This is a genomic window from uncultured Algoriphagus sp., from assembly GCF_963974835.1.
Classification (GTDB): Bacteria; Bacteroidota; Bacteroidia; order Cytophagales; family Cyclobacteriaceae; genus Algoriphagus.
In genome coordinates, this window is record NZ_CAXBET010000001.1 from 1,024,987 (window position 1) to 1,047,135 (window position 22,149).

The window sequence follows — 22,149 nt, forward strand, 5'->3', positions numbered from 1 at the left end:
ATCATCAACCAAAAGTTAATTTAAATGGAAGAATTCGGAATTTCTAAAGAGACTACTGATGTGCTTTATGCACAAGGTATTACCATCGCTATAAGTATTGCAGTCAGAATTTTAGCTGCGTTAGTTTTTTACTTTGTAGCAAAATATATTATCAAAAAGTTACTTAATGGTTTAAATCACTTTTTAGAGCGTCGTGATAATAATCCATCACTTAACCAGTTCCTGTTCGGCTTTGTTAAGATAGTATTTTTTGCCGTGATGTTTGTTGGTGTTTTAATGATCCTAGGCGTGCCGGGAAGTTCCTTCTTGGCAGTATTTGGAGCTGCAGGTCTGGCTATTGGTCTTGCTCTTCAGGGTTCTCTATCCAATTTTGCAGGCGGAATATTGATTTTAGGCTTTAAGCCATTTCAAATAGGTGATGTCATAGTAGCCCAAGGACATACTGGGGTGGTTAACCGAATTCAGATATTGTATACGCACTTAATGACGTTCGACAATAAGGAAGTTATCATTCCAAATGGTAGCTTGGCGAACTCGGATATAGTGAACATGAGTACTCAAGAAACCAGAAGAGCTGAGCTGAATGTGGGAGTAGCCTATGGAACGAATATTAAACAGGCAAAAGAAATTATTCTGAATATTTTTAATAATGATCCTAGGGCATTGAAAGAGCCTGCTCCGTTTGTTGCGCTAAATAATTTTGGGGATAGCTCTTTGGATATTGTAGTCAGAGTCTGGGCGAAATCTTCGGAAATGTGGCCGATGTATTTTGACGGAATGGAATCAATAAATTCTGAATTTGAGAAACATGGAATAGAAATTCCTTTCCCTCAACGTGTAGTTCATCAGATCAAAGAAAAAGCGGCAGAAGAGGAATCTGATTCCTAAGAGGCAAAAAGCTCAATGAAAAGGCGATCAATTTTGATCGCCTTTTCGTGTTTAGAATTTCTTGATGATTTGTGCTAGCGCCTTTCTCTTTATATCAGGGACGTAAGTTTCATCCTTAGGATAGCCCACAGGGATTAATAAATAAGGTTTTTCATTAAATGGCCTTTCTAAAATTTCACGTAAGAAATTCATAGGACTTGGTGTATGAGTCACTGCCACCAAGCCCGCTTGGTGAATAGCCGCAATCAGAAAACCACAAGCAATACCCACCGATTCATTCACGTAGTAATGCTGTATTTTTTCACCGTTTTCCAGCCCATAGGACTGTTTGAAAACCACAATCAAATAAGGAGCATCCTCCAAAAAGGGCTTTTCCCAGGTAGTTCCAAGAGGTTTTAAATCAGATTTCCATTGATCTGGCATTCTTGAAGCATAGCTGATTTTTTCCTCTTCTTCGGCAGCGGATCGTATCTTTTTTTTAATAGTAGGATCCGAAATCAGGCAAAATGTCCAAGGCTGCTTGTGTGCCCCTGAAGGAGCAGTACTGGCGGTAAGAATTATATTTTCCAATACTTTCAATGGTACCGGACGTGTATCGAATTCTCTTACTGTCCGTCGCTGATCCATTTCTAGAAGAAACTTTTCGGAACGCTCAATCGCATCTTCGGGATTTATGCAAAGACCCTCATACCGGATATGTTCAAAACCCTCGATTATTTTTTTATCCATAAAAAAAACGGCTACCTCGAAAGATAGCCGTTTTGATTTAAATATGGGTTTTGGATTAGTCCAGAATTATTTCTTTAGATCCGCCTGGATAGAAAATCGTTGCACTTGAATCACAAGCACCATCTCCGTAATCTACTGTCGTCTGAATGCCTCTAAAATCTAACGCTAAGATTCCTGAAAGCGGAGCAGTCACTCCTGATTCAATACAGTTTTTGGTGTAAATCAATGGTGTGGTGACAGATGAAGTGTATTCAAATCCACCACGACTTATACCTGAAGCTGTTCCAGTGATAGAAGCTTCATATTCTCCCTGAGTACCAAGTTGGATTTCACGAAACTGCTCGCTGGTAATAGTCACAAATGTTTCATCAGGCCAAGTCACTTTTCCATTGGTTATGCTTACTTCCAAGCTTAATGTATTGGTCTCTAAATTTGCTCCTTTGTTAGTGATGGTTCTAGTACCTTCTACTTTTTTACCATCTACTTCATACCCATCAAATGTAGTAGTGATTTTTGCCCCGTTGAAAAGCAAGTTGCCTGTATATGCCAACTTGATAATACCTTTTCTAGTCACGCCGTTTGTACTGGTACAGCCATCACCAAAATCAACCGTAATTGTTTTGGCACTGTTGTCAAGTTTAACTTCTGCGCCTTCACAAATATTTCCTGCAGGAATTCCAGCGGTTGTTCTGGCGCTCAGTCCTGAGTTGCTCAGTACGGTCAGCGTTAGATAATCCAAGTCTTCAATTGCTACATTGACCTCTGTATTGTCATTTACTACCGATAGGTCAGGAACTGGATCGTCATTCATATTACAACTGGTGGCAATGGCGCCAAAAAGGATAAGAAATAGGGTGATTGGTCTTAATGTGTTTCGCATTGGTTTAGTTTATATTAGTTAGTTGATTTCTGATTTGAGGAGTCTGGCTTTTTTGATTTCCCTCCTACGCAGCCTATGTTTTGAGTTAGTGGAATATCACTCGGGAGTATTCCCATTCCTTCAGAAAGATCCCAATCTTCAGCTTCCACTTCAGGTTCTTTTTTGTTAATCGCTTTCTTTTTATTGGTAGGCATATCTGGATCAATTGGGTTGTGTAGTTAACGTCAGGTAATCGTATAAAATTTGAATAAGTGGCAAGGATTGCGCCAAGTTGATTACTAAGCATAGTTCAATTCCTATCTTTGGCACATGGAAGGATTTGATTTTGAAAATTCCGGTCTCGAAGAGAAACTTAAAAGTGTGAAAAGTAAGGCAGGATCCCTGTCTTTCTTGCGCTTGCTTGTCTTTGTGGCGATGGGGGGATTGTTTATATTGTCCGTTTCAGAAAGCCCCGTTTTGTTTATTGCTTTTGCTGCCTCAGTAGCTGGGTTTGTTTTCCTGATCAGGAAATACAATGAGCACAAGGATCAGGAAGCTATTTACCTTGCTTTGGAGAAAATAAATCTCCAGAAGGAAATGAGGATTAGTAGAAGGCTGAAAGACTTAGACGCTGGGACAGAATTTCAGGAAAAGTCACATCCTTTCACCAATGACTTGGATTTGTTTGGAGATCATTCACTTTTTCAGTTGCTGAATCATACCGTTTCTAAAAAAGGGAGAGAGGCATTAGCTGACAAAATGAAATCATCATTTGATCTGGCCAAAGCAGAGATTTTTCGTGAAGCGTCAGCTGAACTAGCTACTAAGCCACATTTTCTCCTAGCTATGGAAAGCATAGGTCTGGCTTTTTATAATGAAGAAAAGTCAAATTCAGGATGGATCAATTGGCTGAATGAAAGGGATAAAAACTCTATTGTAATATCAATCGTTGCTTTTATTGGTCCCATTGGAGGGCTAACATTGGCAGTGCTGACGTATTTTGGGGTTTTACTGGGAGCCTTGCTTGGTGTATGGATTTTAATAGGGATGATATTTCTTGGGATGGTTTTCAAACCATTGAAAAAAGCTGCAGATTCTATCCCAAGCAGAAATCAGCTGAAGACTTATCGCTATTGGCTTGCAGTGCTGGAAAGCGAAAAGTTTCATTCCGCACATTTAAATGAAATGCAGGCTCCATTCTTGACCAAATCGGTGAAGGCGTCCACACTTTTTGATCAGTTGGACAGGTTAGGACTTTGGGTTCAGAATAGAGCAAATATTCTTTATATCCCTCTCAACTTGTTTTTTTGGACTGATCTGTTTTTGTACCTCAGGTTGATTTCATGGAAGAATAAGCATGCAGGACTTGTGGCTAATTTTCCCGATCAATTGGTAGCATGGGAGGTTTTGTTGTCTTTGGGAGCCTTCGAAGCGGAAGTAAGTGGAAATGGATTAGTTATTCCTGTTTCTCAGGGTATTAAGGGGAGCGCTGTTTCACATCCTTTGCTCAAGCCAGGAGTAGCAGTGCCAAATGATTTTGCTATCGAAGAGAAGCAACGGATCATTTTACTGACTGGGGCAAATATGAGCGGAAAAACAACATTTATGCGAACGCTGGGCATCAATTGTGTGTTGGTCAATCTAGGTTTGCGTCCATTTGCTAAGGAGTTCGGGTTTTCTGGATTTCAGCTTTATACGAGTATGCGTAATTCTGATAATTTGGGGGAAAGCGTGAGCTCCTTTTATGCAGAACTAAGTCGTATCAAGCTATTGATTGACAGGATTGAAAAGGGGGAGCAAATCTTCTTTTTGCTGGATGAAATTCTAAAAGGGACAAATACCGAAGATAGAATTGCAGGTTCAGAAGCGCTGATTAGGCAGGTGGATAACACGAGAGCCATGGGAATAATCAGTACTCATGATATAGAGCTTGCTGAACTGGAGGAAAAAATGGAGTCAGTGAAAAATTATAGTTTTCATTCCGAAATCCACGATCAGAATATTGACTTTGACTATAAAATTAAACGGGGAGCATGCCCGAGTTTCAATGCACATAAACTCATGGAATTGATGGGAATTCGCTTTCAGCAAGAAAAGTAGATTTCCTCCTGAGATTAGTTTACATTTCTAGAATATTATGGCTATACCATCGCAATCACCCATTTTGGGGGTCCTCGGAGGAGGTCAATTGGGCCGGATGCTCATTCAGTCGGCAATCAATTACAACCAGGATATCCACATTTTGGATCCGGATCCAAATGCACCGTGTAAGGATATTTCGCAGCGTTTTACAGTAGGCTCACTCAAGGATTTTGATACAGTCTATGCATTCGGCCATGGCTGCGATGTGATCACGGTAGAGATTGAAAGTGTTAACACTGAAGCTCTTGAAAAATTGCAGCGAGAGGGAAAGAAGGTTTATCCACAACCTGACATCTTAAGTCTAATCAAGGATAAACGTAAGCAGAAGCAGTTTTATCAAAAACACGGTATTCCTACTGCTGATTTTATTTTGACTTCCGATAAAGCCGAAGTTATTCACAATTCGGGCTTTTTACCCGCTGTGAATAAGCTGGGAAAAGAAGGATACGATGGGCGTGGGGTGCAAGTACTGAGAACCGAGGCAGATTTGGATCAAGCCTTTGATGCGCCAGGTTTGTTGGAAAAACTCATTGACTTTGATAAGGAGATTGCTGTGACTGTGGCTAGAAATGAAGCAGGGGAGTTGATAGCCTATCCAGCTGTGGAATGCGCTTTTCACCCAACAGCCAATTTGGTTGAATTTCTTTTTGCTCCGGCAGAAATTAGTAAAGAAGTTGCCGAGAGAGCTGAGGAAATTGCCAAAAATGTCATCCTTAAATTGGGGATGGTTGGGATTCTTGCCGTGGAAATGTTTGTCACTAAAGATGGAGAAATACTGGTGAACGAAGTAGCTCCGCGCCCACATAACAGCGGACACCACACCATAGAAGCGAATTTCACATCTCAATTTGAGCAACACCTTAGATCTGTAATGAATTGGCCCCTTGGCAATCCGGATTTAAGGTGTCCAGCAGCAATGATAAATTTACTTGGCGAGGACGGCTTCACCGGACCTGTAGTAGTGGAAGGACAGAATGAAGCGCTTGCCGAGCAAGGTGTTTACATTCATATGTACGGGAAGAAGATCACCAAGCCTTTTAGGAAAATGGGACATGTGACTATTTTAGCGGATACAGTTGAGGGTTTGAAGGAAAAGGCACAGAGGATAAAGGAATTAATTAAAATCAAAGCGATACAATGAATCCACAAGTAGGAATTATCATGGGAAGTCAGTCTGATCTTCCGATCATGGCCGAGGCTGCTCAAATGCTTGAAGAATTAGGAGTCAACTATGAATTAACTGTGGTTTCAGCGCACAGGACCCCACAGCGGATGATTGATTATGCGCATTCGGCGCGTGAGCGAGGGATCAAAGTGATCGTAGCGGGAGCAGGAGGAGCGGCGCATTTGCCAGGAATGGTAGCTTCCATGACGAGTCTCCCGGTAATCGGCGTACCCATCAAAAGCTCTAATTCCATTGATGGCTGGGATAGTATTTTGTCAATTTTGCAGATGCCAGGCGGTATCCCTGTAGCAACTGTAGCCTTGAACGGTGGTAAAAATGCTGGGATTTTGGCTGCATCGATTGTAGGTTCTTTTGATTCTACTATAGGAGAAAGCTTAGATGCTTACAAAAAGACACTTAAAGAAAAGGTAGAGGAATCTGCCGCTTTGATAGAAGCAAAAGGCTGGAGGGAAATACTTAAGAAATAAAAAATGCGGCTGAAAAGCCGCATTTTTAACATGTTGCCATGAATTGGAAAAAGATCGTTCGATTTAAGATCGGGGATGTCCCTTGGGAAGTTCCTCTTGATGTGCTTGTGCTCATGGGAGGAATAGCATTGGTGCTGATGGGAGTAGGTGCTTACTTTGGTTTCCAATTTGGAAGTGGTTAATCGGTAAAGATTCCCCAGCCATCATCAAATTTTTCGCCTGCGTCAAAACCCTGAACCCATTCAATAAAAAGATTTCGATATTCTTCGATAGCTTCCCTCAACAGTTCCAAGTGCTCTTCAGCATGGGTTTCTTCCATCGCTAGTTGATAGGTCATTGAATTGAGGCTTTTGGCATGGACTTTCATAATTACAGCTTTTTCCATTTTCAGCACATAATCCGAAATACTTTCGGCTCCAGCGAACTTGGCGCTCATTACCATAGCGTCTTCCATCATGATGTTACCATATAATTCCTTCCGGGCTTCATCAAGACTTCCCACTAAAGCACGCGTAAGGGCAAAGATATCCTTGGCTTTTTTCATCAGTGGATGTTTATACACCTTTTCGTGCTCCTTGCGCGCATCGAATTCATCATCCTCATCCCAGCCTGCCTCATCATCGTCATCATCGTCCCACATGGCAGAAGTCTTAGAATGGTAATTTGTCTTCTTCTCCCTCAGAATGGAAGGAATCTACCTCAGGCATTGCCGAATGAGCAGCAGATCCCCCGCCGTTTTTATCGACTTTGAAAGCCTTCACTTCAGTGTACCATCGTCCATTGTACTCACGGCTTTCTACGTCTATGCTTAAAGTTACATTCTCACCTGTATTAATAGAAAACTGATCGATTTTGTCCCCCCATAGAGCTACACATACTTTTTTCGGATACTGTCCACCCGTTTCCAAGATGAATTCCTGCTTTCTCCAGGCGTTGCCACTTTTTGAATTTCCACCTACTTCGGGTAGTTTTTGAATTACTTTTCCACTCAATTCCATTATCGTATTTTTTGATTTCTATCTAGGCGAAGTTACATAATGCAGTTGAAATCTTCTGTTTTGATTATTGTAAATTACTTTGTTTTGAATAGTGATTTTAACATTTTTTGGCATTAACATTGGTTCGAGTGAAGTCTGAATTAGAAAAGATTCAAATATAATTTTGTCAAAAGTAGATTTGTAAAATATAGTTCTGATTCCTTCTTTAGCACCCATTGAAAGTTAAAATCATCGAATTTTCTTTGCAGAGTTGTTATTGAAATCATATTTTTAACCACAATTCTTTTTCTTTCACCTAACCAAATACTATGGCCTAGACCTTTACGTTTATTATAAACCAACTTAAAATGAGTAAACGAATTGGTCCTAAGGACAGCGAGTTGATTGCACAGTATCGAAATGGTAGTGATGCAGCCTTTGATCTATTGGTAGATCGATACCAAAGTAAAATGTACACCACAATATTTCTGATCGTGAAGGATCAGAAGGTAGCTGAGGACTTACTTCAAGATGTATTTGTGAAAGTCGTAAAGACTCTAAATTCAGACAAGTACAACGAAGAAGGGAAATTTCAGCCATGGGTGATGCGTATATCTCATAATCTGGCTATTGATTATTTCAGAAAAGCTAAGAGATATCCCACTATAATGATGGAAGACGGCTCAAATATTTTCAATTCGTTGAGATTTGCGGAGGAGAATGTGGAAGATAGACAAGTACGGGACGAGAATATTGAGTTAGTGAAGAGACTGATAGATGAGCTTCCTGACACACAGAAGGAAGTATTGATCATGCGTCACTACTTGGATTTGAGTTTCCAGGAGATTGCAGATCAGACAGGTGTAAGTATTAACACCGCTTTGGGAAGAATGCGATACGCGCTAATTCACATGCGGAAGAAGATGAAACAACTAAATTTTGCATATGATAAAACCATTTACCCCAAATGACCTGATAAGATATATTTATCAGGAAATGAAAGAGGTAGAGCAAGAACTCTTAGTGCAAGCCTTGCATAGTGATGATTCACTGATGCAAGAATATGTAGAGATGCTGAGCACAATAGAGCAAATGGATCAGATCCAGCTCCAACCTTCGGAAAAAGTAGTTCAGGCTATAAAGTCTAGAGCACAATCTACGGGACTTGAAAGAGTCTGAAAAAATTGGTAACCCGGCTAGCCCGGGTTTTTTTATTTTTTGCCCCTCAAATGGTAAGTTTTTAGGCCTACTTTATTTTGATGATTAGAACCATTTGATGAGCGAAGCGATGATTTGTTTGGCCTTGATTCCATATGGAGGTCGAAGTAAGGTTACATTATTAAGTCCTACCCGCTGCTTAAGAACACCTCTTTGATTACTGAACTCCAAGAAGCCAAAGTAACCATGGGCTTTACCTATTCCACTGGTATTTACTCCACCAAAAGGTAGTTCCGTGTGAAGGTAATGTAATACACAGTCGTTGATTACTACATTTCCAGAGCTGGTTTGCTTAATCACTTCCGATTGTTCATCATTTTTCCCAAAGTAGTAAAGCGCCAACGGTTTTGGTTTGGAGTTGATGTAAGCAATAGCTTTTTCCAGTTTGTCATAGGAGAAAATTGGAAATATAGGGCCAAAAATTTCCTCTTGCGTCACTAGCATTTCTTCAGTCACATGAGTTAAAATCGTCGGTTCTATGAACTGGGTATGAGGATTTGATTTTCCCCCAAAACTGATTTTAGCGCCTTTGTTTACCGCATCTTCGATTAAGTTTACTAAGCGATTGAAATGCCTCTCATTTACAATTCGGGCCATGTCAGGAGATTGTTCAATTCCTTTGAATTCAGGATCATACATCTTTTGAATTGCCACTTTCATTTCCATAAGGAGACTGTCCGATTGAGAATCGTGCACCAGCAAATAATCGGGTGCGATGCAGGTTTGTCCGCAGTTGACATATTTTCCCCAGACCAGCTTTTCCGCTGCATCCTTTGTATTTGCATCTTCACTTACTACAGCAGGAGATTTTCCTCCTAATTCCAAGGTCACTGATGTCAGGTGTTCTGAAGCTGCTTTCATCACAATTTTCCCAACGGCAGGACTTCCAGTAAAAAAAATATGATCAAAAGGCAGCTCAAGTAATGCTTTAGAAGTTTCTACTTCCCCTAATATAACTGCTACTTCATTGGTCCTAAAAAGTTCTGAAACCATTTTAGAGATCAATTCAGAGGTGTTCGGAGTCATCTCGGAAGGTTTGATGATAGCAGTGCATCCAGCAGATAGCGCAGAAATTAGCGGGCCAATAGAAAGATTGAAAGGATAGTTCCAAGGAGAAATTATGAGAGATCTTCCTTTCGGTTCTACATGTATTTTTCCGGAAGTTCCCAGCATTGGAAGAGGTGTGGGAACCGATTTGGGAGTCATCCATTTTTTCAAGTTTTTGATGGAATGATTTATTTCTGCTGTGACGGGAAGTATTTCACTGAGGTCAGTTTCAGGTTCAGGCTTCCCGAAATCTAATTTCAAGGCATGCCGGATGTCTTGCTGATGTTCTTTTATCCAGTTCCTGATTTTTACTAATCTGTCTATTCTTTCCTCACTTGATGAAGTTCTCCACAAGTACGAAGTTTCTAATTGAGATTGAAACACGATTTTAGAACTTGATTCCTGATGCGTTGATGAAGAGAAAAGCATAGATTTTAAAATTAAATGCTGAGTGAAAACCAATCACCCATCATTGGAAGTGATTGATAGATGCTAGATTTTCAATTTACCTCATAACTTAAAATTTCTGACAATTCCTGCCCTTATTCTATTCGTATGAAATATTTGATTTCAATTCAGATTCTGCAAAAATGCGTGCTGATAAACTTAATAAAGGCGGTCTTGGTACTCTCATCAAAAAATATTCACTTCAAACCAAAGGCAATGGTTTTTGCGATTTCTATATTTCTTCGAGAGCTTCCAGGTTTGGATAAAAACATTTCGGACTTATCTTGAACTGATTTTTGTCCCAAATTATCTCAAAATGCTAAAGCAACGCTTATACCTTCTAATGTTCGCATTTGTAATTGCCAATGGAGCTCATGCGCAATTTAATCCAACAGGTACAGATTATAAATTAGTGTGGCAGGAGGAATTTGATCAGGAGGGAAAAGTGAATTCTGATCTTTGGACCTTTGAAGAGGGATTCAAAAGAAATAATGAACTGCAATGGTATCAGGAACAAAATGCGGTAGTGCTAGAGGGAAACCTTGTAATTACAGGAAAAAGGGAACAGGTCAAAAACATCAATTTCGATGTTTCTAGTAAGGATTGGAGAACAAATCGGGAGTTTGCGGAATATACCTCTGCCAGTATTAATACCCGCGGCAACTATGAATTTCAATATGGCATAATGGAAGTTCGTGCAAAAATTGATACCGCGTTGGGCATGTGGCCAGCAATTTGGACGCTTGGGATCACTAAGCCTTGGCCGTCTAATGGCGAAATCGACTTAATGGAATATTATAGGGTGAATGGTGAAGCTACTATTTTAGCCAATGCAGCCTGGGCTGATGAAGGACAGTACAATGCTAAATGGGATGATGCTAAAATTCCGTTCACCAATTTTCTTAAAAAAGACCCAGATTGGCCAAGTAAATTCCATCTCTGGAGAATGGAGTGGACTGAAAATTCTATAAAACTCTTTTTGGATAATGAATTACTGAATGAGGTGGACTTGGCAAGAACCGTCAACCCCGATGGTTTTAACCCTTTTCACCAGCCTCATTATATTCTATTGAACCTCGCTATCGGAGGCAATAATGGTGGTGATCCGACACTTTCTACTTTTCCAGGCAAATATGTAGTTGATTATGTAAGGGTTTATCAGAAAGAAAAAAATGATCTGAGGTAACTTAGGCAATGATGTTAATTCAAAAACAGCATTGTTTTTTTAGTTATAAAGAGGATTTTGACTTCTCCCGGCCTGACTTCATAAAGAACCAAACATGGATAGCTGTAAATGCGATCAATCAAATGTTTTAGAGCTGTCAGCGATCATCTCGTTGATTTCTGCCAATTCTTTCTCGGTCAGATCACGCCACTTACCTACGGGTATATCCAAGTGAACGTTCATGATTCTGATGCGTTTCAGTTGCACTACTTTAAATCCAAAATATTCACACATCCTTCGAATTTGTCGGTTTAAACCTTGAGTTAAAATGATTCTAAATTTGAATTTGCTGATGCGTTCTACTTGACATGGGTCAGTGACCGTGTCCAATATCGGAACCCCAGCACCCATAAGTTTGATAAATTCATCATTCACCGGTCGATCCACTGTGACAATATATTCTTTCTCATGATTGTTTTTCGAGCGCAGAATCTTGTTTACAATATCACCTTCACTGGTTAAAAAAATAAGCCCTTCGCTGTCTTTGTCTAATCTGCCTATAGGGAAAATTCGCTGAGGATGGCCAATATAATCGATGATATTATCCTTCTCTCCTTTGACGTCAGTTGTACTCACAATACCCACTGGCTTGTTAAAAGCAATATAGGTGTGGACTTGTTTTGGCTTGCCAACAGACTTACCATCTACAGCCACGACATCAAGTGGGCCTACCTTTGTACCAAGTTCAGGGACTTTTCCATTGATAGTTATCCTGCCTTCTTCCAACAGCTTGTCTGCCCCACGTCTAGAGCAAAAGCCAACTTCGCTGAGGTATTTATTGATTCGTATGTATTGATCTGCTTCCAAGGATTTCTAATTGGATTTGAACTGCAAGTTAAGGAAACTGATTGAAGACTTCTGATTTGGTGTTTGTTAACGTCATTTGAAGCATGGGATCGAAGGGTCTCTTTTCCGAATTTTGTAATAAGGCTTTACTTCCTCTCCGTTAAGAATGACAATCGTATTTTGTGATAGAAAAAATGCGCAAATCCGGAGATCTGCGCATTTGAAAAAAAGTTGATTGACAAAATAAACACTTGCCCGTAAATGATATTTATTCAACTTCGAAGTGGATTACTTTTTAGTCACAACAGCCAATTGAATTGACAATTCCTGTAATTGCTCATCTGCAATACTGCTTGGTGAATCGATCATTACATCTCTTCCTGAATTGTTCTTAGGGAAAGCTATATAATCTCTGATCGAATCTGATCCACCAAAAATCGCACACAATCTATCAAATCCGAAAGCTATCCCTCCGTGTGGTGGAGCTCCATATTCGAAAGCTTCCATCAAGAATCCAAACTGCTTTTGTGCCTCTTCATCTGAGAATCCAAGATGCTTGAACATCAATTGTTGGGTAGCTCTATCGTGAATACGTATAGATCCACCTCCTATTTCAACACCATTAATTACCAAATCATACGCATTAGCTCTTACAGCTCCCGGATCAGAATCCAGCAAAGCAATGTCTTCTTTCTTTGGAGAAGTGAATGGGTGGTGCATAGCGTGGTATCTTGCAGTTTCCTCATCCCATTCCAATAATGGAAAGTCCATCACCCATAGAGGCTTGAAAACTGTACGGTCACGAAGTCCAAGATCCTCACCCATTTTCAAGCGAAGCTCGGAGAGTTGCTTCCTAACTTTATCTGCATCTCCACTTAGGATCAACATCAAGTCACCTTGAGTTGCGCCGAATGCATCCGCCCAATCCTGAAGATCATCAGCAGAATAAAACTTATCCACAGTGGATTTGATCGTGCCGTCTGCATTGTATTTCGCGTAAACCAACCCTTTGGCTCCGATCTGTGGGCGTTTCACCCAATCAGTCAGCGCATCCAGTTGCTTACGGGTATATTCTGCGGCACCTTTGGCACAGATACCGACCACCAATTCTGCATTATCAAATATGCTAAATCCTTTACCTTGGCAAAGATGATTCAGCTCAACGAATTTCATTTCAAAACGAAGATCTGGCTTATCGTTACCATAATACTTCATGGCATCGGCAAATGTCATACGCTTCACTTCTTCGAGTTCCACACCTTTCACAGTGCTGAACAAGTGCTTGGTCAAACCCTCGAACGTGTTTAAAATATCTTCCTGATCTACGAAAGCCATTTCGCAGTCAATCTGGGTAAATTCAGGCTGACGATCTGCTCTCAGGTCTTCGTCACGGAAGCATTTTACAATTTGGAAGTACCTGTCAAAACCAGAAACCATCAACAATTGCTTGAATGTCTGTGGAGACTGTGGCAAGGCATAGAATTCTCCCGGATTGGTACGGCTAGGCACCACAAAGTCACGGGCACCTTCGGGTGTGGATTTGATTAAAACTGGGGTTTCCACTTCAATGAAATCCTGCGCATCCATGTATTTACGAGTCTCCTGCATCATTTTGTGACGCAGTTGAAGCTTCTCACGAACCACATTTCTGCGAAGATCCAGGTATCTGTATTTCATACGGAGCTCATCACCGCCGTCTGTTTCGTCTTCTATGATAAATGGCGGAACTTTAGCAGCATTCAAGACTTCCAGTGCTGTTACTTTTATTTCAATAGCCCCAGTTGGGATTTTATCATTTTTGGAAGTTCGCTCGATTACTTTCCCAGTAGTTTGTACTACGAACTCACGTCCTAGCTCAGCAGCTTTATCCAACAATGCTTTTTCACTGGAATCCTCTTCAAAAATCAATTGAGTCAAACCATATCGATCGCGAAGATCGACCCAGATTAAACCTCCTTTATTTCTAACTCGCTGTACCCAGCCGGCAAGAGTTACTTCTTGATTTACGTGATCCAGGCGAAGTTCGCCACAAGTATGCGTTCTCAGCATTGTTTATTTAGTTTTTTTTGGGATGTCAAAGATAAAGAAATGACCGTGAGTACACACGAATCATTGAATGATTAGCATTCTTTTCAGTAATTTCTTTGAGTTTTTGATATAAAATCGCTCAGATCTTCATGAAATCGGAAACTATCGTGAAAATTATTGAAGCGTATCTCAAAATGAATTGATAAAATAATCAGATCAGTTTATACGTTGGTATGATAGTTGGTGAAGTGGCAGGGAAAGGTTTATATCCCAAAACTTGGATTAGAGTTCCATTTTTGCTTTTTTAAGTTAAATTTCAAAAATTCCCTTAATACTATAGATTAATGAAAAAGATTTGGATAGGAATTGTTGCTCTCGTTATCACCATAGGCGCAGCATCTTCACTCCAATTTTTCAGCCTTCCCTTCCAAGCTGAAGAGGAACCTAAGATTGTTGAACCACCATTGATTGATTCCCTAGCGAATCAAGTTTTTCTTTACGGAATCAACGTCACAGGGCTGAATATTGTAGAAGGAACCGTTAGTAAAAACCAGACACTCGGATCTATTCTCGCGCCTTTCAATGTCCCCTATCAGATTATTGATCAAATAGCCAAAAAGTCAAAAGAGATTTTTGATGTAAGAGGTATAGCGGCAAACAGAAAATTCACTGTAGTTACTCCTCCAGATTCATCACAAGCAGCATTTTTCATCTATGAACCAAATCCCGCGGAGTACGTGGTTTTCAATCTTGACTCAATAGATATTTACAAGGCAGAAAAGCCTGTCGAATATGTTCAAAAAGAAGTGGGTGGAATTATTGAAGATAGAAGTAATCTTGCAGCTGAAATGCTCAAGCAGAATGTGGGATATGATATTGTCGATCAATTTGCTGATTTATATGGTTGGTCAGTGGATTTTGGAGCTTTGCAAAAAGGAGACAAGTTTAAAGTTTCTTATCAGGAAAAAGTCATCGATGGTATAGTCGTTGGTGTTTCAGACATTCAAACAGCATTTTTTGAGCATAAAGGAACTCCTTACTATGCAATCCCTTTTGAGCAAAACGGTGAGGTAACATTCTTTGACCAAAATGGAGATAGTTTCAAAAAAGCTTTCCTAAGGGATCCGTTGAAATATTCTAGAATCAGTTCACGGTATAATTTGAGAAGATATCATCCTGTTCAAAAGCGCTACAAGGCTCATTTAGGAACTGATTACGCTGCCCCAACTGGTACTGATATCAGATCTGTAGGTGAAGGAACAGTAATAGATGCCCGCTATACTTCTGCCAATGGCAATTATGTAAAAATCAAACATAATGGCACATACACGACTCAATACTTACACATGTCCAAGATCGCCAAAGGAATCAAGCCTGGCGCTCGCATCAAGCAAGGTCAAGTAATTGGTTATGTAGGAAGCACTGGCTTGGCGACAGGTCCACACCTATGTTTTAGATTTTGGAAAAATGGTAAACAGGAAGATTGGTTGAAAGAAAAAATACCTCCTTCAGAGCCTATTTCATCCGCTAACAAGCTAGCATTTGAGTCAACAAAAGCTGATTACATAGATAGATTAGCTGCAATTAGACTTCCAGGCGAACCAGAGAGATTAGTGGCGGAAACTCCTAAACCAGTTGCGACATCAAAAAGCGAGTAGTTTTAAACTGATTGATATCTTGTTTTAACACACATCAAAATATATATTTTGAGTAAAGCATAAAAGGCTAGCCGTAATAGGCTAGCCTTTCGTGTTAATTTTTTTACTCCTTTTAAGCAGACTAGGGAAAATTTACTTCAGACTTCCCGTCATTTCTTCAGGCTTCACCCATTCGTCAAACTGCTCAGAAGTCAATAAGTTAAGCGCAATCGCAGCTTCTCTTAAACTTGTGCCTTCCTTATGTGCTTTCTTAGCAATTGCAGCAGCATTTTCATAGCCGATATGTGGATTCAAAGCGGTCACGAGCATCAATGAATTCTCCAAATGTCTCTGGATCATAGCTGTGTTTGGCTCGATTCCTACTGCACAGTGATCGTTAAATGACACGCATGCATCACCAATTAGTCTAGCGGAAGTAAGGAAATTAGAAGCGATCAATGGCTTGAATACGTTCAATTCAAAATGACCATTTGAACCGCCTATTGAAATAGCTACATCATTTCCCATTACCTGAGCAGCTACCATGGTCAAAGCTTCTACTTGTGTTGGGTTTACTTTGCCCGGCATGATGGAAGATCCCGGCTCATTTTCAGGGATTAAAATCTCACCGATTCCAGATCTAGGACCTGATGAAAGCATTCTTACATCATTGGCAATTTTCATCAGGGAAACTGCCAATTGCTTCAATGCACCATGAGTTTCTACCATGGCATCGTGAGCAGCAAGCGCTTCAAATTTATTCTCAGCAGTGACAAAAGGCTGTCCTGAAAGTTCAGCAATTTTCTTCGCCACTAACTCAGCATATCCTTTTGGCGTATTAAGACCAGTTCCTACAGCAGTACCTCCTAGCGCTAATTCAGATAAATGTGAAAGCGTGTTTCTCAAGGCTTTTAAGCCATGATTAAGCTGCGCCACATAACCACTGAACTCTTGACCAAGGGTAAGAGGAGTTGCATCCATAAAGTGTGTACGCCCGATTTTCACCACATCCTTGAATGCTTCTGCTTTTTCAGCAAGTGTATCTCTAAGTTTTTCAACTCCAGGAATCGTAGTCTCCATTACCATTTTGTATGCGGCGATATGCATAGCAGTCGGGTAGGTGTCGTTGGAAGATTGAGACTTGTTTACATCGTCATTTGGGTGGATTTTCTTTTTGGCATCTTCCAAAGAACCACCAAGAAGCACATGAGCACGGTAAGCGATTACCTCGTTAGAGTTCATATTGGACTGCGTACCTGAACCAGTTTGCCAGATTACTAAAGGAAATTGATCATCGTGCTGACCTGCCAAGATCTCGTCACATACCTTTCCGATGATATCTGCTTTGTCCTGATCCAAAACTCCTAGTTCTGCATTAGTCAAGGCAGCAGCTTTTTTCAAAATCGCAAAAGCTCTAGTGATTTCAATAGGCATGCGGTTTTTCTCACCACCGATTTTGAAATTGTTAATGGATCTTTGGGTCTGCGCGCCCCAGTATTTGTCAGCAGGCACCTCTACAGGTCCCATGGTGTCTTTTTCTATGCGGATGCTCATATTGTATGTTTTATTGAATCTTTTTTGCGGCGCTAAATTAACCCCAAAAGCCATTTTTCCCTAAAAAAGAAGGGCTAATCCTTCATTTGGAAGTTGATGAGCTTAAGAAAGACTGCCCGTGAAGCTTTCACCTGCCGGTTAAAAAAATACAAGGCTACTGCGTAATTAATAATTCCCAGCACAAAACATATGCTGGCATAGGCGTAATTGGGAAGTATAAAGCAATAAAATGCAGTAAAGGCTAGTAGAATGACAGACCAAAAAGCAATGAAAAAAAGTGCTCCTGGAAATAATCTGTAATTAATAAAAAGTATGCATCCCCGGGGAGTTGTTTCAATTTTCCCCAAAATCAAAGGCAGAAATGTGTCGGCTCTATCCACAACCTTTGAAATTCTGAATCCTTTTTGACCGATCAGGCCATTGAAAAGAATATCTCCTTTGACCTGAGTTCTCGGATCCAAATAATTGACTTCCCTAGTCACACGATTCAAATGACTTAGCACGTCCTCTTTGGAAAGAGCGCTGACTAAGGTTTCGCTATCGTAGGGTAAGAGATTCAATTTTTATTTAACGGCGATGCATGAGATTTCCACATTTACGTTTTTAGGAAGTTTACTCACTTCTACAGTTTCCCTCGCCGGAGGATTGGATTTGAAGTACTGTCCATAGGCTTCATTGATTGTGCCAAACTCATCCATGTTTTTGATAAAAATACTGCATTTGACGATATCGCTGAAAGTGAAATCCGCGGCTCTAAGAACAGCCTCTAGGTTTTTCATCACCGCATGAGTTTCCTCAGTGATATTCTCATTGATCAATTCGCCAGTCTCTGCATCCAAAGCAATCTGTCCGGAAACATAAAGCGTATTGCCTGCTAAAACTGCCTGAGAATAGGGTCCAATTGGCGCTGGAGCCTCATTGGTGAAGATTATGTGATTTGCCATTTTATTTTTAAGTGTCAAGTATCAAAATTGGTGACTAAGTCTAAAGTACAAGGTGCGAAGTGCGGATATGGTTTTGTCGACGTAGTCTTTTAGCCTTTAGCTTTTAATTTCGCTTCATTCCAATATACGTCCATCTCGGCCAAGGTCATCTCACTAAGTTTTTTGCCGGAATCTTTTGCTGCTTCCTCCAAATACTGAAACCGTTTGATGAATTTCTTATTCGTTCGTTCTAAAGCTTCTTCCGGATTTATGTCAATAAATCGTGCATAGTTAATCAAAGAAAAGAGTAAGTCGCCAAATTCGCCGCTGGCTTTCTCCGGATCGATTTCCTTTTCTTCAGTTACATTAAATTCTTCCTTGAATTCGTGCATTTCCTCTTCAACTTTCTCCCAGACTTGACTTTTTTCTTTCCAATCGAAACCAACTCCTCGGGCTTTTTCCTGAATTCTCATTGCTTTGATTAAGGCTGGAAGAGATTTAGGCACACCTCCAAGAACCGATTTATTTCCTTTTTCGGTAAGCTTTATTTTCTCCCAGTTTTGCTTCACTGCCTCTTCATCCTCGGCCTGGGTGTCTCCATAGATATGAGGATGACGACGGATTAGCTTTTCGCAAAGCGAATCGATCATGGTAGTCATATCAAAATTGCCTTCCTCCGATCCGATTCTTGCATAGAAAACAATATGAAGGAGAATATCTCCCAATTCCTTTTTGATCTCGTCTGGATCTCCTTCGAGAATTGCATCTGAAAGCTCAAAAGTTTCTTCGATTGTCAGATGTCTGAGACTTTCTGTCGTCTGTTTTTTATCCCAAGGACATTGCTCCCTGAGTTCATCCATGATGGTAAGTAATCTATCAAAAGCTGCCAATTTCTCGGCTCGGGTACTCAAATTTGTCATGGGTGAGGAAACTATGCTAGGTTTGTGGACGTTTTCGAAGTAAAGCCTTAAATTTGCGCAAATTTATCCGTTATGACAACCGTATTTCTAACACTTGGTTTCGTTGCTTTATTCTTCATTATGATGTCTGTAAGGCTATTATTTCTCAAAAACGGCGAATTCAAGGGGACATGTGCCTCCCAAAGTCCTTATCTGAATAAAGAAGGAGCTACTTGTGGATTCTGTGGTAAAACCATGGATGGTGATACCACCTGCGGAAATCCCGACAATGAAGTGGACAAGGTCATGGCCAAATTCAAATAAAGATAATCCTGTCACCTGACGGGATTTATTAGTTTTTAATCAATTCAAATTACCATACGTGTCACTAATTAAATCAATCTCTGGCATCAGAGGTACCATAGGTGGTAAAGCTGGCTATGGACTTACTCCCATAGATATAGTCAAATTTGCTTCTGCTTATGGAGCTTGGGTACTCGAAAAAACAAACAATCCTAAGGTAATCATTGGGAGAGACGCACGTCTTTCAGGTGAGATGGTTTCTGGATTAGTTTCGGCTACTCTGCGGGGTATGGGTATTAACGTAATCGATCTTGGTTTGAGTACTACACCCACTGTGGAATTGGCGGTGCCATTGGAAAAAGCGGGTGGAGGAATTATCCTGACAGCAAGCCATAACCCAGTTCAATGGAACGCCCTAAAGCTGCTCAATGCGAAGGGTGAATTTATTTCAGATGCAGAAGGAAAGGACATTTTGGATAAAGCCGAAAAGGAAGATTTCTCTTTTGCTGAAGTGAAAAAATTAGGGAGCTATACTCAAATCACTGATTACATCGAGCGTCATGTTCAGCACGTGTTGGATCTTGAATTGGTAGATGTAGAAGCCATCAAAGCAAGAAATTTCAAAGTAGTAGTGGATGCAGTCAATTCCACTGGAGGAATAGCGGTTCCTATGCTTTTGAGAGCTTTAGGTGTGACAGAAATAGAGGAAATGTACTGCACTCCTGATGGTCATTTTCCACACAATCCAGAGCCACTTCCGGAAAACTTAAGAGATATTTCTCACAAGTTGGAAAGAGGAAGTTATGATTTAGGCATCGTTGTAGATCCTGATGTGGACAGACTAGCTTTTATTAATGAGGACGGGTCGGCCTTCGGTGAAGAATATACTTTAGTAGCAGTTGCCGATTATGTGCTGTCAAAGACTCCTGGAAACACTGTTTCCAACCTTAGCTCTACACGCGCACTACGTGACGTCACAGAAAAAAGAGGCGGAACTTACAATGCCTCAGCTGTAGGTGAAGTGAATGTAGTAAATCAAATGAAAGCTGTGGATGCAGTAATAGGAGGCGAAGGAAATGGAGGTATCATCTATCCTACTTCTCATTATGGTCGCGATGCCCTAGTAGGAATTGGTTTGTTTTTAACTCATTTAGCATATTTTGGAAAGACAATTTCCAGACTTAGAGCTACTTACCCTAATTATCATATCTCAAAAAATAAAATCGAACTCACTCCTGAGATTGACGTCGATAAAATTTTGTTAGAGATCAAAAAGAAGTATAAAAACCATCCAATCAACGATATAGACGGAGTCAAAATCGAATTTGAAAAGGAATGGGTACATTTGCGGAAGTCAAATACTGAGCCGATCATTCGGATATACTCAGAGTCTGAATCTGAAGCTACCGCTGAACATTTAGCTAAAAAGCTTATTGCTGACATCAAAGAAGTAGTAAACGCTTCCATGATTTAAGCTCCACAGAATTAAAAATATATAAATTCAAAGTGAGAAGGTAACTCTAGCATTGAGGCAACTTCGGTCACCGGTCATCGGTCATCCGTCCAGCCAACCAAAAGGAAATACGATTATTGGCATACCTCCAGGTAATCGCCGTAAAGAATATACAACCCAACACGAGTACGATGAAAGTTTATTTAGACAATGCAGCCACCACTGCCATGGACGATCGGGTGATCGAAGCCATGATACCTTTTATGAGAAATCATTATGGTAATCCTTCTTCTGTCCATAGTTTTGGAAGAGAAGTTAGGACTGCGATTGAGAGATCCAGAAAGAAGGTTGCTGAATTGTTGAATGCTACTCCTGCTGAAATTTTCTTTACCTCTGGAGGGACCGAAGCTGATAATACAGCGATTGTTTGCGGAATAGAAAGCCACGGCATCACCCATGCGATTACATCTCCTCTTGAGCATCATGCAGTGTTACATACACTTGAGGTTTGTGAGAAAAAAGGACATATCAAGCTTAGTATTCTGGATGTAAATGAGGAAGGTGAATTGGATATGAATCAGCTGGAAGAATTGCTGAAAGCAAATCCAAAAAGCTTAGTTTCTCTCATGCATGCAAATAATGAGATAGGAAATATCAATGATTTGAATCAAATCGGATCACTTGCAAAAGAATACGGTGCTTTTTTCCATTCAGATACGGTACAGACGATGGGGCATTATGTTCATGACATGAAATCCCTTCCTGTAGATGCAATTGTTGCTGGTGGCCATAAATTCCATGGACCTAAAGGCTCAGGGTTTCTTTATGTGAAAAAGGATAGAAAGATCCACCCATTGATTCATGGAGGAGCTCAGGAGAGAAATATGCGTGGTGGAACGGAGAATGTGATCGGAATTATCGGAATCGCGAAAGCTTTGGAGATTGCCTATGAAGATATGGAAGAGCACAAACTTCATGTAGAAGCAATCAAAAAGTATTTTATTCAAAGCCTTACGCGTGAGATTCCAGGAGTGGAATTCAATGGACTTTCTGCTGATTTAGATAAAAGTCTTTACACTGTACTGAGCGTAAGCTTACCACCATCTGAAGCAAATAGCGGCATGTTGCTTTTCAATCTTGATTTAGAAGGTATTTCTGCTTCGGGAGGATCAGCTTGTAGTTCCGGAGCAACAGTAGGTTCCCACGTTTTAAGAGCTATCAATCATACTCCGGATCGGGACACAGTTCGATTCTCTTTTAGTAGATTCAATACAATAGAAGAAGTTGACTATACAGTCGGGAAGTTGAAAGAACTTTATGCTGTAGAAGCATAAGAAATAGAAAAAGGAGCTCAAAAGGCTCCTTTTTTTAATTTCAGCTT

Annotated in this window: 24 protein-coding genes; 12 read left to right on the forward strand and 12 right to left on the reverse strand. The window is 40.4% G+C overall.

The annotated features are described in order from the left end of the window. Positions 1-24: 24 nt before the first annotated feature. Positions 25-888 carry a mechanosensitive ion channel domain-containing protein gene (locus AACZ73_RS04500; protein WP_339875773.1) on the forward strand — a complete coding sequence of 288 codons (864 nt, stop codon included), beginning with the start codon at positions 25-27 and terminating at the stop codon, positions 886-888. A 51-nt stretch (positions 889-939) separates the two neighbouring features. Here the strand turns inward: AACZ73_RS04500 and AACZ73_RS04505 are convergent, their stop codons facing one another. From AACZ73_RS04505 to AACZ73_RS04515, 3 genes are read right to left on the reverse strand one after another with little or no spacing between them, the layout of a single operon-like run. Next, positions 940-1,617: a nitroreductase family protein gene (locus AACZ73_RS04505; RefSeq protein ID WP_339875775.1), complete on the reverse strand. Its 678-nt coding sequence runs from the start codon at positions 1,615-1,617 to the stop codon at positions 940-942. 55 nt (positions 1,618-1,672) lie between these two features. Then, positions 1,673-2,497: a hypothetical protein gene (locus AACZ73_RS04510; RefSeq protein ID WP_339875776.1), complete on the reverse strand. Its 825-nt coding sequence runs from the start codon at positions 2,495-2,497 to the stop codon at positions 1,673-1,675. 14 nt (positions 2,498-2,511) lie between these two features. Then, positions 2,512-2,691 (reverse strand): hypothetical protein, encoded by a 180-nt coding sequence (locus AACZ73_RS04515; RefSeq protein ID WP_339875778.1) that lies wholly within the window; start codon positions 2,689-2,691, stop codon positions 2,512-2,514. 115 nt (positions 2,692-2,806) lie between these two features. On the opposite strand from AACZ73_RS04515, the gene AACZ73_RS04520 reads away from it, so the two are divergent. The 4 genes from AACZ73_RS04520 to AACZ73_RS04535 are packed head-to-tail and all read left to right on the forward strand — an operon-like array spanning position 2,807 to position 6,453. Further along, positions 2,807-4,576, forward strand: coding sequence for a DNA mismatch repair protein (locus tag AACZ73_RS04520; protein WP_339875779.1), 1,770 nt, complete (start codon positions 2,807-2,809; stop codon positions 4,574-4,576). 37 nt (positions 4,577-4,613) lie between these two features. Then, positions 4,614-5,759 (forward strand): 5-(carboxyamino)imidazole ribonucleotide synthase, encoded by a 1,146-nt coding sequence (locus AACZ73_RS04525; protein ID WP_339875782.1) that lies wholly within the window; start codon positions 4,614-4,616, stop codon positions 5,757-5,759. Next, complete coding sequence (gene purE, locus AACZ73_RS04530) at positions 5,756-6,271, forward strand: 5-(carboxyamino)imidazole ribonucleotide mutase (RefSeq protein ID WP_339875784.1); 516 nt, start codon at positions 5,756-5,758, stop codon at positions 6,269-6,271. The genes AACZ73_RS04525 and purE overlap by 4 nt, the downstream gene beginning before the upstream one ends. Before the next feature lie 38 nt (positions 6,272-6,309). Continuing rightward, positions 6,310-6,453 carry a hypothetical protein gene (locus tag AACZ73_RS04535; protein ID WP_339875786.1) on the forward strand — a complete coding sequence of 48 codons (144 nt, stop codon included), beginning with the start codon at positions 6,310-6,312 and terminating at the stop codon, positions 6,451-6,453. On the opposite strand, the gene AACZ73_RS04540 is transcribed toward AACZ73_RS04535, so the two are convergent. Both AACZ73_RS04540 and AACZ73_RS04545 read right to left on the reverse strand, forming a co-directional pair. Continuing rightward, positions 6,450-6,911: a hypothetical protein gene (locus AACZ73_RS04540; protein WP_339875788.1), complete on the reverse strand. Its 462-nt coding sequence runs from the start codon at positions 6,909-6,911 to the stop codon at positions 6,450-6,452. The genes AACZ73_RS04535 and AACZ73_RS04540 overlap by 4 nt on opposite strands. 10 nt (positions 6,912-6,921) lie before the next feature. After that, a complete protein-coding gene (locus AACZ73_RS04545; RefSeq protein WP_339875790.1) occupies positions 6,922-7,269 on the reverse strand; it encodes a DUF3127 domain-containing protein in 348 nt (115 codons plus the stop codon). 347 nt (positions 7,270-7,616) lie between these two features. Between AACZ73_RS04545 and AACZ73_RS04550 the strand changes: the two genes are divergently transcribed. Further along, positions 7,617-8,219 (forward strand): sigma-70 family RNA polymerase sigma factor, encoded by a 603-nt coding sequence (locus AACZ73_RS04550; protein ID WP_339875792.1) that lies wholly within the window; start codon positions 7,617-7,619, stop codon positions 8,217-8,219. Next, positions 8,194-8,427, forward strand: a complete 234-nt coding sequence (locus AACZ73_RS04555) for a hypothetical protein (protein WP_339875794.1) — start codon at positions 8,194-8,196, stop codon at positions 8,425-8,427. Before AACZ73_RS04550 ends, AACZ73_RS04555 begins: the two co-directional genes overlap by 26 nt. An 84-nt stretch (positions 8,428-8,511) precedes the next feature. Here the strand turns inward: AACZ73_RS04555 and AACZ73_RS04560 are convergent, their stop codons facing one another. Next, positions 8,512-9,942, reverse strand: coding sequence for an aldehyde dehydrogenase family protein (locus tag AACZ73_RS04560; RefSeq protein WP_339875796.1), 1,431 nt, complete (start codon positions 9,940-9,942; stop codon positions 8,512-8,514). Positions 9,943-10,276: 334 nt separating this feature from the next. On the opposite strand from AACZ73_RS04560, the gene AACZ73_RS04565 reads away from it, so the two are divergent. Next, positions 10,277-11,146 carry a glycoside hydrolase family 16 protein gene (locus tag AACZ73_RS04565; RefSeq protein WP_339875798.1) on the forward strand — a complete coding sequence of 290 codons (870 nt, stop codon included), beginning with the start codon at positions 10,277-10,279 and terminating at the stop codon, positions 11,144-11,146. Between the two features lie 114 nt (positions 11,147-11,260). Here AACZ73_RS04565 and rluF read toward each other — a convergent pair whose 3' ends face one another. Together rluF and aspS are read right to left on the reverse strand one after the other, a co-directional pair. Next, a complete protein-coding gene (gene rluF, locus AACZ73_RS04570; protein ID WP_339875800.1) occupies positions 11,261-11,992 on the reverse strand; it encodes a 23S rRNA pseudouridine(2604) synthase RluF in 732 nt (243 codons plus the stop codon). A gap of 267 nt (positions 11,993-12,259) precedes the next feature. Beyond that, positions 12,260-14,020, reverse strand: coding sequence for an aspartate--tRNA ligase (gene aspS, locus AACZ73_RS04575; protein WP_339875802.1), 1,761 nt, complete (start codon positions 14,018-14,020; stop codon positions 12,260-12,262). A gap of 323 nt (positions 14,021-14,343) precedes the next feature. Here aspS and AACZ73_RS04580 point away from each other — a divergent pair, with 323 nt between their 5' ends. Further along, positions 14,344-15,657 (forward strand): peptidoglycan DD-metalloendopeptidase family protein, encoded by a 1,314-nt coding sequence (locus tag AACZ73_RS04580; protein ID WP_339875803.1) that lies wholly within the window; start codon positions 14,344-14,346, stop codon positions 15,655-15,657. 132 nt (positions 15,658-15,789) lie between these two features. On the opposite strand, the gene fumC is transcribed toward AACZ73_RS04580, so the two are convergent. From fumC to mazG, 4 genes are all read right to left on the reverse strand, one after another. Further along, positions 15,790-17,190 (reverse strand): class II fumarate hydratase, encoded by a 1,401-nt coding sequence (gene fumC / locus AACZ73_RS04585; RefSeq protein WP_339875804.1) that lies wholly within the window; start codon positions 17,188-17,190, stop codon positions 15,790-15,792. A 74-nt stretch (positions 17,191-17,264) separates the two neighbouring features. After that, positions 17,265-17,750: a hypothetical protein gene (locus AACZ73_RS04590; protein WP_339875806.1), complete on the reverse strand. Its 486-nt coding sequence runs from the start codon at positions 17,748-17,750 to the stop codon at positions 17,265-17,267. A 3-nt stretch (positions 17,751-17,753) separates the two neighbouring features. Then, entirely contained in the window at positions 17,754-18,134 is a 381-nt protein-coding gene (locus AACZ73_RS04595; RefSeq protein ID WP_339875808.1) for a RidA family protein, read from the reverse strand. An 89-nt stretch (positions 18,135-18,223) separates the two neighbouring features. Then, positions 18,224-19,033 (reverse strand): nucleoside triphosphate pyrophosphohydrolase, encoded by an 810-nt coding sequence (gene mazG, locus AACZ73_RS04600; protein WP_339875810.1) that lies wholly within the window; start codon positions 19,031-19,033, stop codon positions 18,224-18,226. A gap of 72 nt (positions 19,034-19,105) precedes the next feature. Between mazG and AACZ73_RS04605 the strand changes: the two genes are divergently transcribed. From AACZ73_RS04605 to AACZ73_RS04615, 3 genes are all read left to right on the forward strand, one after another. Then, positions 19,106-19,336: a hypothetical protein gene (locus tag AACZ73_RS04605; RefSeq protein ID WP_339875812.1), complete on the forward strand. Its 231-nt coding sequence runs from the start codon at positions 19,106-19,108 to the stop codon at positions 19,334-19,336. Between the two features lie 58 nt (positions 19,337-19,394). Next, on the forward strand, positions 19,395-20,789 hold the full coding sequence (glmM, locus tag AACZ73_RS04610) for a phosphoglucosamine mutase (RefSeq protein ID WP_339875814.1): 1,395 nt from the start codon (positions 19,395-19,397) through the stop codon (positions 20,787-20,789). Positions 20,790-20,959: 170 nt separating this feature from the next. Further along, the gene (locus AACZ73_RS04615) at positions 20,960-22,102 is read left to right on the forward strand and encodes a cysteine desulfurase family protein (RefSeq protein WP_339875816.1); all 1,143 of its coding nucleotides are present in this window, start codon (positions 20,960-20,962) and stop codon (positions 22,100-22,102) included. Positions 22,103-22,149 lie beyond the last annotated feature (47 nt).

Excerpts from the sequence above, each read along its gene's own strand:
- AACZ73_RS04500 (WP_339875773.1), top strand. The coding sequence starts at position 25 with ATGGAAGAATTCGGAATTTCTAAAGAGACTACTGATGTGCTTTATGCA.
- AACZ73_RS04505 (WP_339875775.1), bottom strand. The coding sequence starts at position 1,617 with ATGGATAAAAAAATAATCGAGGGTTTTGAACATATCCGGTATGAGGGT.
- AACZ73_RS04510 (WP_339875776.1), bottom strand. The coding sequence starts at position 2,497 with ATGCGAAACACATTAAGACCAATCACCCTATTTCTTATCCTTTTTGGC.
- AACZ73_RS04515 (WP_339875778.1), bottom strand. The coding sequence starts at position 2,691 with ATGCCTACCAATAAAAAGAAAGCGATTAACAAAAAAGAACCTGAAGTG.
- AACZ73_RS04520 (WP_339875779.1), top strand. The coding sequence starts at position 2,807 with ATGGAAGGATTTGATTTTGAAAATTCCGGTCTCGAAGAGAAACTTAAA.
- AACZ73_RS04525 (WP_339875782.1), top strand. The coding sequence starts at position 4,614 with ATGGCTATACCATCGCAATCACCCATTTTGGGGGTCCTCGGAGGAGGT.
- purE (WP_339875784.1), top strand. The coding sequence starts at position 5,756 with ATGAATCCACAAGTAGGAATTATCATGGGAAGTCAGTCTGATCTTCCG.
- AACZ73_RS04535 (WP_339875786.1), top strand. The coding sequence starts at position 6,310 with ATGAATTGGAAAAAGATCGTTCGATTTAAGATCGGGGATGTCCCTTGG.
- AACZ73_RS04540 (WP_339875788.1), bottom strand. The coding sequence starts at position 6,911 with ATGTGGGACGATGATGACGATGATGAGGCAGGCTGGGATGAGGATGAT.
- AACZ73_RS04545 (WP_339875790.1), bottom strand. The coding sequence starts at position 7,269 with ATGGAATTGAGTGGAAAAGTAATTCAAAAACTACCCGAAGTAGGTGGA.
- AACZ73_RS04550 (WP_339875792.1), top strand. The coding sequence starts at position 7,617 with ATGAGTAAACGAATTGGTCCTAAGGACAGCGAGTTGATTGCACAGTAT.
- AACZ73_RS04555 (WP_339875794.1), top strand. The coding sequence starts at position 8,194 with ATGATAAAACCATTTACCCCAAATGACCTGATAAGATATATTTATCAG.
- AACZ73_RS04560 (WP_339875796.1), bottom strand. The coding sequence starts at position 9,942 with ATGCTTTTCTCTTCATCAACGCATCAGGAATCAAGTTCTAAAATCGTG.
- AACZ73_RS04565 (WP_339875798.1), top strand. The coding sequence starts at position 10,277 with ATGCTAAAGCAACGCTTATACCTTCTAATGTTCGCATTTGTAATTGCC.
- aspS (WP_339875802.1), bottom strand. The coding sequence starts at position 14,020 with ATGCTGAGAACGCATACTTGTGGCGAACTTCGCCTGGATCACGTAAAT.
- AACZ73_RS04580 (WP_339875803.1), top strand. The coding sequence starts at position 14,344 with ATGAAAAAGATTTGGATAGGAATTGTTGCTCTCGTTATCACCATAGGC.
- fumC (WP_339875804.1), bottom strand. The coding sequence starts at position 17,190 with ATGAGCATCCGCATAGAAAAAGACACCATGGGACCTGTAGAGGTGCCT.
- AACZ73_RS04595 (WP_339875808.1), bottom strand. The coding sequence starts at position 18,134 with ATGGCAAATCACATAATCTTCACCAATGAGGCTCCAGCGCCAATTGGA.
- mazG (WP_339875810.1), bottom strand. The coding sequence starts at position 19,033 with ATGACAAATTTGAGTACCCGAGCCGAGAAATTGGCAGCTTTTGATAGA.
- AACZ73_RS04605 (WP_339875812.1), top strand. The coding sequence starts at position 19,106 with ATGACAACCGTATTTCTAACACTTGGTTTCGTTGCTTTATTCTTCATT.
- AACZ73_RS04615 (WP_339875816.1), top strand. The coding sequence starts at position 20,960 with ATGAAAGTTTATTTAGACAATGCAGCCACCACTGCCATGGACGATCGG.